The 13,707-nt window shown below is 72.8% G+C and carries 19 protein-coding genes; 1 reads left to right on the forward strand and 18 read right to left on the reverse strand.

The genetic code is table 11. The features are described 5' to 3' along the window. The coding region (locus IF129_RS23695; protein WP_191211857.1) for an acyl-CoA dehydrogenase C-terminal domain-containing protein at window positions 1-245 on the forward strand (245 nt) is incomplete at its 5' end. A 61-nt stretch (window positions 246-306) separates the two neighbouring features. On the opposite strand, the gene IF129_RS23700 is transcribed toward IF129_RS23695, so the two are convergent. The 18 genes from IF129_RS23700 to IF129_RS23785 all read right to left on the reverse strand — a co-directional run bounded on the left by IF129_RS23700 (window position 307) and on the right by IF129_RS23785 (window position 13,699). After that, window positions 307-522, reverse strand: coding sequence for an acyl-CoA carboxylase subunit epsilon (locus IF129_RS23700; protein WP_191211858.1), 216 nt, complete (start codon window positions 520-522; stop codon window positions 307-309). Continuing rightward, complete coding sequence (locus IF129_RS23705; RefSeq protein WP_191211859.1) at window positions 519-2,174, reverse strand: acyl-CoA carboxylase subunit beta; 1,656 nt, start codon at window positions 2,172-2,174, stop codon at window positions 519-521. Before IF129_RS23705 ends, IF129_RS23700 begins: the two co-directional genes overlap by 4 nt. 25 nt (window positions 2,175-2,199) lie before the next feature. Further along, complete coding sequence (locus IF129_RS23710; RefSeq protein WP_224755489.1) at window positions 2,200-2,727, reverse strand: hypothetical protein; 528 nt, start codon at window positions 2,725-2,727, stop codon at window positions 2,200-2,202. A 15-nt stretch (window positions 2,728-2,742) separates the two neighbouring features. Next, window positions 2,743-3,624 (reverse strand): alpha/beta hydrolase, encoded by an 882-nt coding sequence (locus IF129_RS23715; RefSeq protein ID WP_318153914.1) that lies wholly within the window; start codon window positions 3,622-3,624, stop codon window positions 2,743-2,745. A 198-nt stretch (window positions 3,625-3,822) separates the two neighbouring features. Further along, on the reverse strand, window positions 3,823-4,521 hold the full coding sequence (locus tag IF129_RS23720) for a 2-hydroxychromene-2-carboxylate isomerase (protein WP_191211861.1): 699 nt from the start codon (window positions 4,519-4,521) through the stop codon (window positions 3,823-3,825). Window positions 4,522-4,546: 25 nt separating this feature from the next. Next, window positions 4,547-5,287, reverse strand: coding sequence for a 3-oxoacyl-[acyl-carrier-protein] reductase (gene fabG, locus IF129_RS23725; RefSeq protein WP_191211862.1), 741 nt, complete (start codon window positions 5,285-5,287; stop codon window positions 4,547-4,549). After that, window positions 5,287-5,808, reverse strand: coding sequence for a 3-hydroxyacyl-ACP dehydratase FabZ family protein (locus tag IF129_RS23730; RefSeq protein WP_191211863.1), 522 nt, complete (start codon window positions 5,806-5,808; stop codon window positions 5,287-5,289). Before IF129_RS23730 ends, fabG begins: the two co-directional genes overlap by 1 nt. After that, complete coding sequence (locus IF129_RS23735; RefSeq protein WP_191211864.1) at window positions 5,805-6,188, reverse strand: 3-hydroxyacyl-ACP dehydratase FabZ family protein; 384 nt, start codon at window positions 6,186-6,188, stop codon at window positions 5,805-5,807. Before IF129_RS23735 ends, IF129_RS23730 begins: the two co-directional genes overlap by 4 nt. Continuing rightward, window positions 6,188-6,445 carry an acyl carrier protein gene (locus tag IF129_RS23740; RefSeq protein ID WP_191211865.1) on the reverse strand — a complete coding sequence of 86 codons (258 nt, stop codon included), beginning with the start codon at window positions 6,443-6,445 and terminating at the stop codon, window positions 6,188-6,190. The genes IF129_RS23735 and IF129_RS23740 overlap by 1 nt, the downstream gene beginning before the upstream one ends. Window positions 6,446-6,487: 42 nt before the next feature. Then, window positions 6,488-7,426 (reverse strand): ACP S-malonyltransferase, encoded by a 939-nt coding sequence (locus tag IF129_RS23745; RefSeq protein WP_191211866.1) that lies wholly within the window; start codon window positions 7,424-7,426, stop codon window positions 6,488-6,490. Beyond that, window positions 7,423-8,535: a beta-ketoacyl synthase N-terminal-like domain-containing protein gene (locus IF129_RS23750; RefSeq protein ID WP_191211867.1), complete on the reverse strand. Its 1,113-nt coding sequence runs from the start codon at window positions 8,533-8,535 to the stop codon at window positions 7,423-7,425. Before IF129_RS23750 ends, IF129_RS23745 begins: the two co-directional genes overlap by 4 nt. A 38-nt stretch (window positions 8,536-8,573) precedes the next feature. After that, window positions 8,574-8,975 carry a hypothetical protein gene (locus IF129_RS23755; RefSeq protein ID WP_191211868.1) on the reverse strand — a complete coding sequence of 134 codons (402 nt, stop codon included), beginning with the start codon at window positions 8,973-8,975 and terminating at the stop codon, window positions 8,574-8,576. A 1-nt stretch (window position 8,976) separates the two neighbouring features. After that, window positions 8,977-9,381, reverse strand: a complete 405-nt coding sequence (locus IF129_RS23760; protein WP_191211869.1) for a hypothetical protein — start codon at window positions 9,379-9,381, stop codon at window positions 8,977-8,979. Window position 9,382: 1 nt separating this feature from the next. Continuing rightward, window positions 9,383-9,709 carry a DsrE family protein gene (locus IF129_RS23765; protein WP_191211870.1) on the reverse strand — a complete coding sequence of 109 codons (327 nt, stop codon included), beginning with the start codon at window positions 9,707-9,709 and terminating at the stop codon, window positions 9,383-9,385. Then, on the reverse strand, window positions 9,706-10,713 hold the full coding sequence (locus tag IF129_RS23770; RefSeq protein ID WP_191211871.1) for an alpha/beta hydrolase: 1,008 nt from the start codon (window positions 10,711-10,713) through the stop codon (window positions 9,706-9,708). The genes IF129_RS23765 and IF129_RS23770 overlap by 4 nt, the downstream gene beginning before the upstream one ends. Next, complete coding sequence (locus IF129_RS23775; RefSeq protein WP_191211872.1) at window positions 10,713-11,507, reverse strand: SDR family oxidoreductase; 795 nt, start codon at window positions 11,505-11,507, stop codon at window positions 10,713-10,715. Before IF129_RS23775 ends, IF129_RS23770 begins: the two co-directional genes overlap by 1 nt. Before the next feature lie 9 nt (window positions 11,508-11,516). Continuing rightward, window positions 11,517-12,518, reverse strand: a complete 1,002-nt coding sequence (locus IF129_RS23780; protein WP_191211873.1) for a beta-ketoacyl synthase N-terminal-like domain-containing protein — start codon at window positions 12,516-12,518, stop codon at window positions 11,517-11,519. After that, window positions 12,515-13,699: a beta-ketoacyl-[acyl-carrier-protein] synthase family protein gene (locus IF129_RS23785; RefSeq protein ID WP_191211874.1), complete on the reverse strand. Its 1,185-nt coding sequence runs from the start codon at window positions 13,697-13,699 to the stop codon at window positions 12,515-12,517. Before IF129_RS23785 ends, IF129_RS23780 begins: the two co-directional genes overlap by 4 nt. Window positions 13,700-13,707 lie beyond the last annotated feature (8 nt).

Genomic DNA, 13,707 nt, shown 5'->3' on the forward strand with positions numbered 1-13,707 from the left:
AGAACACCACCCGCCTGCTGATGGCCTCCGGCGACGTGCTCGTGGGGTACCTGCTGCTGCGGTCGGCCGCGGTGGCGCTGGCCAAGCTGCCCACCGCCCGGGGGGAGGCGGCGGACTTCTACCGGGGCAAGGTCGCCGCCGCCACCTTCTTCGCGGCGGAGGTCCTGCCGTCGGTGTCGGTGCGGCGGGCACTGGCCGAGCAGACCGACAACACGCTGATGGAGCTGCCGGAGGCGAGTTTCTGACCCGGTGCGGGACACCCGCCCCCACGGGCGGGTGTCCCGGCCTCCGGGACGGTCGGGTACGTCAGGGGCGGTGGCGCGTGGTCCACGAGGTCGGCGCGACGTAGCCGGCACGCGTCCGGTCCCACCCGGTGCGGTGCGGACCCGGCTTCGGCGCCTCGTCGCCACGGCCGCTGCGCACGGCCAGCAGGACCGCCGTCACGGCGGCCAGTTCACGGTCGTCCGGAGCGCCGCGCAGGACGCGGAGCGGTGCGGTGGCCAGGTCGCTCGTGTCGCTCATATCGGCTGGTTCCCGTGCTTGCGGTCCGGCAGGGGCTTGTGCTTGGTCCGCAGCATGCGCAGGCCGTGCACGAGGGTGGCGCGGGTCTCGCGGGGGTCGATGACGTCGTCGACCAGGCCGCGCTCGGCCGCGTAGTAGGGGTGCATCAGCTCCCTGCGGTACTCCGCGATCCGTTCCCCGCGCGTGCGCTCCGGGTCGTCCGAGGCGGCGATCTCGCGGCGGAAGACGACTCCCGCCGCGCCCTCGGCCCCCATGACCGCGATCTCGTTGGTCGGCCACGCGAACGACAGGTCGGAGCCGATCGACAGGGACTCCATCACGATGTACGCGCCGCCGTAGGCCTTGCGCATGATCAGCTGGATGCGGGGGACCGTGGCGTCGCAGTACGCGTAGAGCAGCTTGGCGCCGTGCCGGATGATGCCCGCGTGCTCCTGGTCCACGCCGGGCAGGAAGCCCGGCACGTCGAGCAGCGTGACGAGGGGGATGCTGAACGCGTCGCAGAAGGAGACGAAGCGCGCGGCCTTCTCGCTGGCGTTGATGTCCAGCGCCCCGGCCATCCGGGACGGCTGGTTCGCCACGACGCCGACCACCTGGCCGTCGAGCCGGGCGAAGGCGCAGACGATGTTCGTCGCCCAGTCGGCGTGCACCTCGAAGACGTCCCCGTCGTCGACGATCTCCTCGATCACGTCGTGCACGTCGTAGGACCGGTTCCCGTCCACCGGGACGATGCGTTCCAGCGCGTCGTTCGCCCGGTCGGCCGGGTCCGTCGACGTGACCTCCGGAGCCAGCTCCCTGTTGTTCGACGGCAGCAGCGAGAGCAGGTGGCGCACGTCCTCCAGCGCCTCCTCCTCCGTGTCGTGGACGAAGGCCGCCACCCCGGACCTGCTGCCGTGCGCCTCGGCCCCGCCGAGCTCGTCGTGGGTGACCTCCTCGCCGGTGACCGCCTGGACGACGTCGGGCCCCGTGATGAACATCTGCGAGGTGCCCTTGACCATGAACACGAAGTCGGTGAGGGCGGGTGAGTACGCGGCCCCGCCCGCGCAGGGGCCGAGGATCACGCTGATCTGCGGGATCACGCCGGAGGCGGCGACGTTCCGCTGAAATATCCCCCCATAGCCGGCCAGCGCGGTGACGCCTTCCTGGATGCGCGCCCCGGCTCCGTCGCTCAGGCTGACCAGCGGAGCCCCGGCCTTTAGCGCCATGTCCATGATCTTGTGGATCTTCTGGGCGTGGGCCTCGCCCAGCGCCCCGCCGAAGATGCGGAAGTCGTGGGCGTAGACGAACACGGTGCGGCCGTGGACGGTGCCCCAGCCGGTCACCACACCGTCGGTCGGGGGGCGCTTGCCCTCCAGCCCGAAGCCGGTCGCGCGGTGCCGCCGCAACTGCTCGACCTCGTTGAAGGACCCCTTGTCCAGGAGCAGTTCGATGCGTTCGCGCGCGGTCAGTTTGCCCTTGCGGTGCTGGGCCTCGGTGGCCCGCTCGCTGGGGCCGTCCACGGCCTGCCGGCGCAGGGTGGCCAGCTCGTCCGTCAGCGTGCCGTGGGTCCGCGGCTCCTCGGCCGCCGGTTCGGCCGGCGGACCGGCCGGTGGTGGCGTGTCGTCGGCCGTCGCGGGCCTCGTCAGGGCGGAGCGGCGCTCGTCCAGGATCGTCATGGTGCGGTTCTCCCCGTGGTGTGCGTCATCGCCGTTCGGCGAGCGTGCGCAAGGTGGTGAGCTGGCGGTGCATCATGAGCAGGTCGCCCCAGGCCATCAGCGGCCTGCGCAGCCGTCCCAGCACCCCGTCGTCGTCCCCGACCACGAGCTTGGCGACCAGGCGGGTGACGCGGGGGGCGACCTCCTCGACCGTGTAGGTGAGGGCGAAGCCGCCGAAGAGGCGCAGGGCCCTCGGCTTGTCCAGCACCATGGTCAGCTGCCGGTCCGGCTCGAAGTCGACGAGCCGGAAGATCGTCATGACCCGCTGACCGGTCTCCAGGCGTTCGGCGCCCGGCGTGAGGCGGCGGGGGCTGCGCCGACCGAGATTGTCCAGCAGGTCGTAGCTGTACGGGGCCACTTTGAGCTGACACAGCCAGCGGAAGACGGTGGCCGCGTCGGCCCGGACCGTCACGCCCCGGTACCAGTGCTCCCGGGGGGAGCCCAGCAGTTCGTCGCAGGGGTAGTGCGCGAGGACCTCCGCCTCGCGCACACCCCATTCGCGTGGAAGCTTCAACGTCGCTCGATTCCGTTACGTCAGGGCCCGCCGCAGGAAGTCCAGGACGGTCGAGGTGTACTTCTCCGGGGCCTCCCTGAGCCCCAGCAGGTGACCGATGCCCGGCAGGATGTGGGCTTCGGCATCCGCGTAGCAGCCCGCCAGCGCGTCCACCGAGGAGGCCGGCAGGATGCGGTCCTCCTCCCCCGCGATGAAGAGCAGCGGCGTGTCGACGTAGCGACCCTCCAGCGGCGGCGGCCACTCGGAGCGCAGCATCGTGGTGCCCGCCCAGCACAGCGTCCGCTCCATCGCGAACCGCGCGGGGTTGGCCCGCAGCGCCTTCGGCACCGGGAGCACGTCGGCGTCCAGGAAGTTGGCGAAGAGCGGGGCCAGTTCGAGCCCGGGACCGCTGTCGCAGATCACCGCGTCCACGGCGACGTCCTGGTCCCTGAGCGAGTAGAACATCGGGAACGTCGAGAAGGAGAAGCCGTACACGGCGACCTTGGCCGAGCGGTACTCCGCCCGGCCGCGCAGCAGCTCGACCAGGGACAGCACGTCCGAGGTGAACTTGTCGCTCAGACCGGTGACCGAGCGGTCCTGGCTGCTCCGGCCGTGGTTGCGGTGGTCGAAGAGGCACACGGTGTACCCGGCGTCGTGCAGGAACTTGGCGTGCCCCAGCGTGGCGGACTTGCTGAGCCCCATGCCGTGCCCGATGACGACGACCCGACCGGTGTCACCGGGGCAGAGCCAGGCGTGCACCCGCTTGCCCCCGCCGATCGGGACCCACAGCTCCTCCGGCTCGGGCAGCCCCACGTCGACGGGCGTCTTGTGGTGGGGCCGGCGCGGCGGGTGGAAGAGCATGTACGCCAGTGCGAGGCCGCACAGGGGCGCGAAGGGCAGGGCGAGCGCCGAGAGCACGCGGGTTACCGGAGAGTACCCGCGGGACCGGCTCGTACCTGGGGCCAAGGCCATGATGACTCCTGTCGTGTGATGGGCTCTCGCTGGTCGTGAGCGGGGCTCGCCGGGACCAGGCGCTCGCCACGGCCGAGGGGCCGGTGGTGGGGACGAGCGGCCCGGTCGGGGCCCGGCGCCGCCGCCGGCACCCGGACCGCTGGGTCAGCCGCATCCCCCCGCGTGGCCCTGGTCCCCACCCGGGTCGGAGGTCGAAGCGGGCTCCCGGGCCGGTTCGACGGCGCCACCGGGACCCCGCACCGACGCGGCGAAGGCGGGGAGGCGGTCGATCCCCCAGAACTTCTCGTAGCCGTTGACGAAGAACGGGACGCCGAAGACCCCGTCCCGGTGCACTTCGAGGAGCGCCGTCGTCCCCCTCTCCCGCAGCTTCGGGTCGTCGACCGCCTCGACCAGGCGGCTCTCCCCCAGCCCCAACTCACGTGCGATTGCGGCGATCGTACCGGAGTCGCAGATGTCACGGCCTTCGTTCCAGCGGAGTCGGTAGGCCACGTCGACGAACTCCGCGCCCCGCCCCTCGTCCCGCGCCGCGAGGTAGGCGAGGTGGGGCACCTCCCAGCAGGGATCGCGGTCGACGGGCCAGGTGGACTCCTCCCCTCGCTCGCGCACGAGCCGGCGCACGTCCTGCAGGATGTACAGGTGCTTGGCCCGTGACATCGCCACGTACGGGAACGCTCCGCCCGCCTCCGTCAGCAACCGCTCGGAGAGGGCGTCGGGCTCCCAGAAGGGACGCCACTCCAGCCGGTCCAGCACGTCGGGGTAGCGCGTCCTCAGGTCGCGGTACGCCAGCCACGAGTACGGGCTGCGCAGCGAGAAGTACCAGCGCGGCACGCGGTCGCGTCTCACCGTTCCCCACCTTTCCCGCCCCGCGTCACAGGACGATGCCTCCGTCGATCTGCAGCACGGACCCGGTCACGTACTCGGCCCCGGCGAGGTAGGCGACCATGTCGGCCACCTCCTCGGGACGGCCGAGCCGCCGCAGCGCGATCTGCTTCAGCGCCTGCTCGCGCACCTGGTCGGTCAGCGAGGACGTCATGTCCGTCTCGATGAACCCGGGGGCCACCACGTTGGCGCGGATGCCGTAGCGGCCGACCTCCTTGGCGATCGCCTTGGTGAAGCCGATGATCCCGGCCTTGGAGGCCGAGTAGTTGCTCTGCGTCGGGTTGCCGTGGACCCCGGCGACGGAGGAGATGTTGACGATGCACCCCGACTTGCGCTTCATCATCTCGAAGATGGCGTAGCGGCAGACGTAGTACGTGCCGTTGAGGTTGACGTCGATGACGCGGTTCCAGTCCTCGTCCTTCATCATCAGCAACGGGTTGTCCCTGACGATGCCGGCCGAGGTGACCACGACGTCGAGCGCGTCGAACTCCTCCTGGGCCGCGTTCACGAAGGCGCGGGCCGAGTCGGGGTCGGAGACGTCGGCCCGCACGGCCAGGACGCGCACACCCCGTTCGGAGACCTCCTTCTCCAGCTCCCGGGCGGCCTCCTCGTTCGCGGTGTAGCAGAACGCCACGTCGTAGCCGTCGTCGGCCAGCCGCAGCGCGGTCGCCCGGCCCAGTCCCCGGGAGCCACCGGTGATCAGGGCCGTGCGCGCGGTCTTCTCCGCCATCAGGACTTCTCCTCGCTGCTCGCGGCGGTGCCGGGCACCTGTTCCGTCAGTTCCGTCGCGGGGCGCATGGCCATGACGACCCGCCCGATCTCCGCGACCACCCGCCCGTCGACGAGGCACTCGCCCTCGAAGATCACCGTGTCCGTCAGCGCCCTGGAGAGGCGCACCTCGTGCCGCATGACGTCACCGGGCCGCACCCGGCCGGTGAAGCGGACGTCGGATATGCCGCCGAAGAGCATCACCTGCCCGCTGAGCACGTCCGGGTTCGGCCGCTCGGAGGCGATGAGCACCCCGGCCGCCTGGCACCAGGACTCGATGAGGAGCACCCGCGGGTAGTCGTGGTCCTCCTCCGACGCCTTGTCGCTCAGCCCCTCGTACCAGGGTTCGTTGCACGTGACGGCCTTCAGCGCGGTGAGCCGTTCGCCGGGGACGAGCTCCAGCACACGGTCGACCAGCAGCATGGGGTAGCGGTGGGGGAGCACGGCCTTGATGCCGGCCACCCCCTGGGGAACGCTGCTCATCCCGCCCTCCCGGCGTCGAATCGGAACCTGATCTGCGCGGCGTTCCCGCGCTGCGAGGCGACCTTCGCCTTGCACCGCCACCCCTCTCCGTCCTGCGACCACGTCAGCTCGGTGCGCAGCTCGTCCCCGGGGAAGACCGGGGAGAGGAAGCGGGTGGACTCCACGGCCGCCAGCTCCCACCGGCCCTCGGCCGGGAAGGTGGCCAGGGCGCTGCGGTGGGCGTACTCGACGATGCAGACGCCCGGGAAGATCGGGAAGCCCGGGTAGTGGCCGGGGAAGACCTTCTCGTCCCCGGCCACCGTCACGACCGTGGCCGTGCCGTCCTCGGTGTCGACCGGCTCGGGCGTACCGTCGACGGGCGTGCACGCCGTCGGCGTCATCAGCGGGCCTCGAGCTTCTCGGCGAGCAGGTCGTACGCCTTGCGCAGGGAGGTGACCTGCTTCAGCTCCTCCTCGCGGAGCTTGACGCCGTACTTCTTCTCCAGCACGACCATGACCTCAAGGGCCATCAGCGAGTCGACGCCGAGCGTCTCGACGAAGTGGGCGTCGTCGGTGAGCTCCTTCTCCTCGACGTCCAGGACGTCGGCGACGGTCGTGCGGAGGTCCTCGAGGTCGAGTGCCTGGGTGGTCTCGGACATGGGTGGGGTCCTTTCCTCTGGTGGATGGTCGGACGTCGCCGGTCAGGCGACCGGCGAGGGGAGGTGGTCGGGGGTGTTGACCGTCACGACGACGGCGTCCTTGACGGTGCGCTTGACCATGCCGGACAGCGCGCGCCCCGGGCCGAGCTCGACGAACCGGAGGCAGCCGAGCCCGCCGTGCAGCGTGTGCACGCCGCGCTCCCACAGCACGGGGTGGGTGAGCTGGCGCACCTGGAGCGCGCGCCAGTCGGTGTCGGCCCCGGTGTGCACCCGGGCGTCGACGTTGGCGACCACGGGCTCGTGCGTCGCGGCGAAGGGCACGGCGGCGAGCGCCCGGGTGAGGGGCTCGACGGCGGCGGCCATGAGCGGGGTGTGGAAGGCTCCCCCGACGGGAACGCGCATCACCTTGGCGTCGTAGTCACCGGCGATCCCGGCGGCGCGTTCGATGCCGTCGAGGGAACCAGACACCACGATCTGGCCGGGTGCGTTGAGGTTGGCGAGCCACACGTCGTGGCCCTCCTCGCGGACCGCCAGGACGAGGGCCTCGACCGTGTCGGCGTCGGCCCGCACCAGCACCGCCATCGTGCCCGGGGTGTCCTGCGCCGCCTGCCGCATGGCCCGGCCGCGTGCGGCGACGACCCGCGCGGCGTCGCCGAGGGACAGGGCGCCGGCCGCGTAGAGGGCCACGTACTCCCCCAGGCTGTGCCCGGCGTAGCCGCACACCGTGCCCAGCCCCCCGGTGGCGCGTGCCTCGTGCAGGGCGATGACGTCCGCGGTGAAGACGGCGAGCTGCGCCAGGTCCGTCCGGCGCAGCGCCTCGTCGTCCGCCTTGAGCAGCAGCTCCTCGACGTCCACGCCGGCGGTCTCGGAGATCTCCCGGGTGAGTTGCCAGGATGCGCACATCCGCCAGGGCTCCCCCATGCCGCTGCGCTGCGCGCCCTGGCCGGGGAAGAGCAGCGCGGTGGGGACGGGGGCGGTCATCGGCTCTCCTCCCCCAGCAGCCGGAAGAGCGCCGCGGCGACGACGCCGTCCTGCTCGACGGAGGTCACCAGCGCGGTCCGGCCGGCACCCTCGGGGTGCTGCTGGGCGTGCGCGAGCATGACGGTGACCTGGAACGCGGCCGAGGCGGCGTAGGTGTCGCCGATCAGCTCGGAGCAGGGCAGCAGGTGGGGCCGGTGCGTGCCGAGCACGTCGCGCAGCGCCGCCTGTTCGGCCTCCCCGTCAGGACCGGGCAGCTGCGACGTCGCGACGGCCCACAGGTCCTCGGCCCGGGTGCCGCTGCGCTCGTACAGGTTCCGCACGCACTCCGCCAGCACCTCCTGGATGTCGCCGGGTTCGCCGGCGAAGCCGAACTCCAGGCCCTCCACGCGGGCGAGTCCCGTGCGGCCGTTGCCGCGGGCCGTCTCCTCGGACTCCATCAGCCAGACGGCGGCGCCCTCCCCGAGCGGCGCCCCGGTGGCCTCCCGGCCGTTGCTGTGCCACTCCAGCCAGGCCCGGGCGGCGGAGAACTCCTCGACGGCGCCGCACAGCACGGTGTTCGCGCGGCCGGCGCGTTGCAGCCGCACCGCGTACTGCAGGGCCAGCAGGCCGGTGGCCCGGCCGCCGGCGATGGTGGTGTTCGGTCCCTTGAGCTCGTGCCAGATCGCGGACTGCCCGGCGGCGCAGTTCATGACGGTGTTCGGGAAGCGGGCCGGGTCGACGAAGAAGGGCTTCTCGCCGACGAGCGAGTCGCGGGTGAAGTCCATGATGCTCTGCGCGCTGCCGGTGCTCGTCCCCAGGGCCAGCCCGGTGTCCGGGCCGACCCCGGGCAGCCGGGTCTCCCCGCCCACCAGCTGTCCCAGCGCGGTGACGGCGAGCCCGGTGACCCGGTCCATGGAGCGCGTGCCCTTGCGGCCGAGGCTCTTGCGGACGTCGAACTCCGGCACCAGGCAGACCTCGTCCTGCGGTACGGTCCAGCGCTCCGGGTCGACGGGGGTGCCCGCCGGGCGGGCGTCCTTCAGACCCGAGCTGAACTCCGTGCTGCTCAGGCCCCAGGGGGACACGGCCGCCCAGGCGGAGATGAGCGAGCCTTCAGCGGTGGCTGTGGCCATCGTTTCGTTTGCTCCTTGAGTCGTGCCGACGGGTGGCGTCACATGAACCACACCTGCGAGTAGGAGAACCAGCGCAACGCCAGTTCGCCCGGTGCGGCCGTGCGGGTTCCGGGCAGCAGCCTGCTCGCCGCCTTGGGGCCGATGCGCTGGAGGTCCGCTTCCTCGACCCAGACCGTGGCGCCCTCGTCGAGCATCGTGCGCACCGAACGCCGCGGGTCGGGCAGGGTGTCGAGGGTCCGGCTGCCGAGGTGGACGCTCGGCTCGTACTCCGGGGCCGCGACGGCGTAGGTGACGGCGTGTCCGCGCAGGGCGAGGTGCAGTCCGCCGGTCTGCCGGTTGAGTTCCCGGATGATGTAGAGGACGTCGGCGAACTGTGTCTCCACGGAGCCGCGGTAGGCCCGGTCGACCAGGACCAGCGCCGGGTTCTGCGGGGTGGTCATCTCAGCAGACCCCCAGGGTGAGTGCCTTGCCGGCGGCCTGCGTGTGCTCGTGGAAGGTGAACGGCGGCCGCCGTCGGACCTCGGGGATCTGGTCGCCCATGCCGCGCTCGTCGGAGCAGAACCGGCACACGTACCAGTGCAGTCGCCCGGGGTGGTCGGCGATGAGCCCCCGGGCCACGGCTGCCGTCGAGGGGTGGTCGCGCGTCCAGTCGACGACGTTGCGGGGCTTGGAGTCGCCCAGGGAGCGGCGCGTCAGCCCGGTCGCGTCGCCGCACGTCCACACCTGGAGCGTGGCACCGCGGTCCAGCAGCGCGTGCGCGAGGCGGAAGGTCGTGCTCACCAGATCGGTGCGGTGCGGGCCGCCGAAGACGGCGAGCAGGACGTCGGTGCGGGGTACGGGAGCCATGTCAGTGCCACACCACCTTCGTCTGGGGATCGAGCAGCCGCGCGGCCAGGTCGTCCATCTCCACCGTCCGCGCCCGCGCCAGCAGGTCGTCCGGGGTGAGGGAGCGCTGCTGCGCGGAGAACGCGTCGACCAGGACGTGGCCTCCCGCGCCGAGGAACTCGTCCACGCGCGGCAGGGCGCCGGGGAGGGCCGCGAACACGGCGTTGTCGACGAGGAACAGCGACGTGTGGTGTCCGGCGGCCGCCAGGTGCAGGGCGTCCTCCACGAACCGCTCGCCTCCGGGGCTGTGTGCCGGGTCGTCGCTCTGGACGAGCAGGAGCTCCGTCACGCGTCGGCCTCCGTCCGCTGGTGGTGGTGTCGGTCGCGGGGCGGGGAGGTTCCCGCGCCGGCCGTGAACGCGTCGGCGAGGAAGTCCAGGACCTGGGTGCGGTACTCCTGCCGGTCGAACCGGATCGCGTTCATGTGCATCGCCGTCGGGGCGACCCACAGGTGCGCCCCGGGCAGCGCGCGGGCGACCTTGCCGACCTGCGCCGCGCTGACGACGGGGTCCTCGGCCCCGGCGACGAACATCAGCCGGGTCGACACCCCGGCCATGTCCGGGGGCCAGTTCCGGACCGCGAGCATGTGGAAGGCGAGCGTCCGGAACACCCGCCGGTAGGCGGTGAACGCCGCCCGGCGCCGCAGGTGCTCCGGCAGGCCGCCCCGGCGCAGCTCCGCGAAGCCCGCGAGGCCCGCCGGGATGTCGTGCATCGGCCCGCTGTCGCAGATGACGGCGCTCAGCGCGGGGGCGTCCGCGACGCTGAGCACCTGCAGGGAGGGCCAGGCCGAGAAGGAGAAGCCGAGCACCGCCAGCCCGCCGCCGCCGACCTCGGGGTCGGCGGCCACCTCGCGCAGCACGTCCCGCAGGTCGCTGGTGTAGCGCCGGGCCATGCGGGTGAAGCGCCGGTCCCCGCCGCTCTCGCCGTGGTTGCGCATGTCGTAGGCCACCACGTGGTATCCGGCCCGGTGCAGCATCTCGATGTGGCTGAGCGTGCTGGACTTGGACCGCTCCACACCGTGGCAGATCACCACGGTGTGCGGCCCGTCCCCGGGGACGACCCACGCTTCGAGGGCGAGGCCGTCCAGGGTGGTGGTGACCCGCATGCGCCGCATGGGCAGCCCCTTGTTCTCGGGGGTGCGCCCGACCCGGCTCTGCGGCGGGTGGTAGAGCTCGTAGGCGTGGCGCGCCCCGTGCAGCGCTCCGCGCAGCGCCGCCGCGGGTGCCGTCAGCACCCGCGGCAGGGCGCGCGGGGCCCCGGTGGCACGCCCGTGCTGGGCTTCCGTGTCGTCCATCAGGCGGTGAGCACTTCCCCGCCGTCAACGCCGATGACGTTGCCCGTGATCCAGGAGGACTCGGTCCGCGAGAGGAGGAGCACGGCCTCGCCGACGTCCTCGGGCCGGGTGAGGCGCCCGTGCGGGTTGGTCCGCGTGGCGCGCTGCACCAGCTCCTCGTGTTCGGGGATGCGCTCCAGCGAGGGGGTCACCGTGACCCCGGCCCGCAGGGCGTTCACCGCGACGCCGCTGGGCGCGAGTTCCATCGCGAGCTGCCGGACATGGGACTCCAGCGCGCACTTGGCGGCGGAGACGGCACCGTAGTTCGGCGAGACCTTGAGGTCGCCGGCGCTCGTCATCGCGTAGATCTTGGCGCCCTGACGCAGCAGGCCGGCCGCGTACAGGTCCTGGGTCCAGTAGACGAGGGAGTGGGCCATCACGTCCAGCGTCATGTTCATCTGGCGCTCCGAGACCCCGGGCGTCCCCTCCTCGGGGACGAAGGGCACGAGCGTGCCGAACGCCAGGGAGTGGACGAGGACGCGGATGCCGCGCTCGCCCGTCAGCTCGCGGAAGGCGGGCACCAGTTCGGCGCGGGTGGCGGCCCGTGCGGCGTTGGCGTTGTGGAAGTGCGCCTGGACCCCGAGGGAGCGCAGTTCCTCGACCGCGACCTCCGCCTTCTCCTGGCCGCTGGCCGTGTCGAAATGGACGCCGAGGATGTTCACCCCCTCGTGCGCGAGCCGTCGCGCCACCGCCAGGCCCATGCCGCTGGAGACGCCCAGGACGAGCGCCCAGGAACCGTCGAGAGGTGTTTCCATGCTGTTCTCCTATGCCTCGTCCCGCGGCGTGGCGGCCGGGGCTGCGTCGGTACGGTCGGGGGGTATGACCCAGCAGAGGGCGACGTTGCCCTGGGCCGCCGCCGTCACGACGGCCGTGGGGCCCTCGGCCCCGGAACCCAGCAGCCCCGCGATCTGGAGGAGCGGTTCCAGCGACCCGGCTCCCGCCGGCACGCGGCGCACGTCGGTCCCCAGGGCGCCGAGGACCGCTGCCGAGACCGGCGAGTCGTCGACGACGGCGACGACCGTCGCGTCCCGGAGGGCGAGCCCTCCGGGACCCTCGCCGAGGATCCGTCCGGCCCGCTCCCGGGCCTCGGGGGCGGGCGTCCCCGGCGGCAGGTAGCCGGAGCGCACCACGAGGTGGCCGAGGACGTCGCTCCCGCGCGCGGCCGCGTCCCGGGCGGGCTCCAGCACCAGGGCGACGGCGCCCGCCTCGGAGTCGCGGACGGCGGGGTCCAGCGGGGCGAGGGCCTCCTCGGTCGCCCCCGCCAACAGCCAGTCCGCCCGGCCCAGCCCAACCGACCGCAGCCCGGTCTGGATCGCCTCCAACCCGGCGACGCGGGGGCTGGTGAGGGTCAGGTTGAAGCCCTGGAGGCCGTGCTCCATGGCCATCCGGCTGCCGAAGAGGTTGATCGAGAAGAACGGGGCCGTCGCCGGGCTCAGGTCGGTGGCGCTGCCGGTGGTGATCGTCGTGTCCATCGCCGCGTGCAGCGCCTCGGCCGCGCTGTTGGTCCCCACGGCGGCCCCCCGGCTCTCCGGGGGTGCGTGGTCCAGGCCGCCGCCCGCCTCCAGCGCCCGGTTGGACGCGGCCAGGAAGTACTGGGCTGCGGTCGGCAGGTACTTGTAGCCCCGGCGCCCGAGGTGGGTGCGGTGGTCGAACCAGCCCTCCGGGGAGGCGGTCCGCTCCCGGCCCGCGGCGGAGCCGTCGAAGCCGCGCGGGCTCACCACGCCGACGCCGGTCACGGCCACACGGGTGGCGTCAAGGGCGGTCATGCGGCGGCCTCCTGCATCACGAGAGAGACGTTGTTGCCGCCGAACGCGTAGGCGTTGACCATGACGGCCGATCCGGCCAGTGCGGTCGCCTCCTCGGGGAGGCTGACCCGGCACTCGGGGTCGGGATCCGTCCGCGGAACGTTCGGCGGAACCGTTCCGTTGCGCACGATCAGCGCGGCCGACAGGGCCGCCAGCGCCCCCGCCGCGCCACCCGTGTGGCCGATCAGCGACTTGAGGCTGTACAGGGGTCGCTCCAGGGCGGCCGTACCGAGCAGCCCGGCCAGCGCCCGGCTCTCCACGGTGTCGTTGATGAGCGTGCCCGTGCCGTGCGGCACGACGCACCCCAGCTCGGCGGGGCCGATGCCCGCCTCGGCGAGTGCGTGGCGCATCGCCCGGGTGATCTGCACGCCCTCCGGCTCGATCGCCGTCGTGTGGTGCGCGTCGCAGCTCCAGCCGGCTCCGGCCAGCCGTGCGTACACCGTGGCGGCGGACCGCCGCCGGGCGTGCGCGGCGGACTCCAGGACGAGCGCCGCGGCGCCCTCCCCGAAGACCGTCCCCGCACGCTTGGCGTCGAACGGCCGGCAGGTGTCCGGGTCGACGGCACCCAGCCGGTTGAAGCAGCCGAGGGCCACCCGGGAGTAGGCCTCGGCGCCACCGGCGATCACGACGTCCGCCTCCCCGGAACGGATCAGGTCCGCCGCGAGGGACACGGCGAAGCCGCTCGCCGCGCAGGCGTTGCTGACGCTCGTGTTCGGCCCCGCCGCGCCGACCAGCTCGCCGACGGCGGAGGCGACGCTGAACGTGGCGTTCCAGCGGTCGTGCTCCGGGTGCCCGTCGGTGCGCCACTGCTCGTGCAGCCCGGCGTCACCCATCCCGGTTCCGATGACCACGGCGGTCCGCCACGGGTCGTGGTCCACCAGCCCCGCGTCGGCCATGGCCTGCCGCGTGACGTCGAGCGCGAACCGCGACGCGACCCCCAGCGGCTGCCCGTCCAGCGCCTCCACCGGCGCGGGGACGTCGGCGTCGGGCACCGCGTACATGTGCGGGATGTCCATGTGCGCGTGGGGGTCGGCGACCTTCCGCGGGGCGCTGACGGCCCGGTTCATGCCGTCCCAGAAGGCGTTCAGGCCCGATCCCAGACATGAGATGACGCCCAGTCCGGTGATGAGTACGTCGTCCATTCGTCTCT

The organism is Streptomyces chumphonensis (assembly GCF_014779715.1).
Classification (GTDB): Bacteria; Actinomycetota; Actinomycetes; order Streptomycetales; family Streptomycetaceae; genus Streptomyces; species Streptomyces chumphonensis.

Coding starts and splice junctions, on each gene's coding strand:
- IF129_RS23700 (WP_191211858.1), bottom strand. CDS start 522: ATGAGCGACACGAGCGACCTGGCCACCGCACCGCTCCGCGTCCTGCGC.
- IF129_RS23705 (WP_191211859.1), bottom strand. CDS start 2,174: ATGACGATCCTGGACGAGCGCCGCTCCGCCCTGACGAGGCCCGCGACG.
- fabG (WP_191211862.1), bottom strand. CDS start 5,287: ATGGCGGAGAAGACCGCGCGCACGGCCCTGATCACCGGTGGCTCCCGG.
- IF129_RS23730 (WP_191211863.1), bottom strand. CDS start 5,808: ATGAGCAGCGTTCCCCAGGGGGTGGCCGGCATCAAGGCCGTGCTCCCC.
- IF129_RS23735 (WP_191211864.1), bottom strand. CDS start 6,188: ATGACGCCGACGGCGTGCACGCCCGTCGACGGTACGCCCGAGCCGGTC.
- IF129_RS23740 (WP_191211865.1), bottom strand. CDS start 6,445: ATGTCCGAGACCACCCAGGCACTCGACCTCGAGGACCTCCGCACGACC.
- IF129_RS23745 (WP_191211866.1), bottom strand. CDS start 7,426: ATGACCGCCCCCGTCCCCACCGCGCTGCTCTTCCCCGGCCAGGGCGCG.
- IF129_RS23750 (WP_191211867.1), bottom strand. CDS start 8,535: ATGGCCACAGCCACCGCTGAAGGCTCGCTCATCTCCGCCTGGGCGGCC.
- IF129_RS23755 (WP_191211868.1), bottom strand. CDS start 8,975: ATGACCACCCCGCAGAACCCGGCGCTGGTCCTGGTCGACCGGGCCTAC.
- IF129_RS23760 (WP_191211869.1), bottom strand. CDS start 9,381: ATGGCTCCCGTACCCCGCACCGACGTCCTGCTCGCCGTCTTCGGCGGC.
- IF129_RS23770 (WP_191211871.1), bottom strand. CDS start 10,713: ATGGACGACACGGAAGCCCAGCACGGGCGTGCCACCGGGGCCCCGCGC.
- IF129_RS23775 (WP_191211872.1), bottom strand. CDS start 11,507: ATGGAAACACCTCTCGACGGTTCCTGGGCGCTCGTCCTGGGCGTCTCC.
- IF129_RS23780 (WP_191211873.1), bottom strand. CDS start 12,518: ATGACCGCCCTTGACGCCACCCGTGTGGCCGTGACCGGCGTCGGCGTG.
- IF129_RS23785 (WP_191211874.1), bottom strand. CDS start 13,699: ATGGACGACGTACTCATCACCGGACTGGGCGTCATCTCATGTCTGGGA.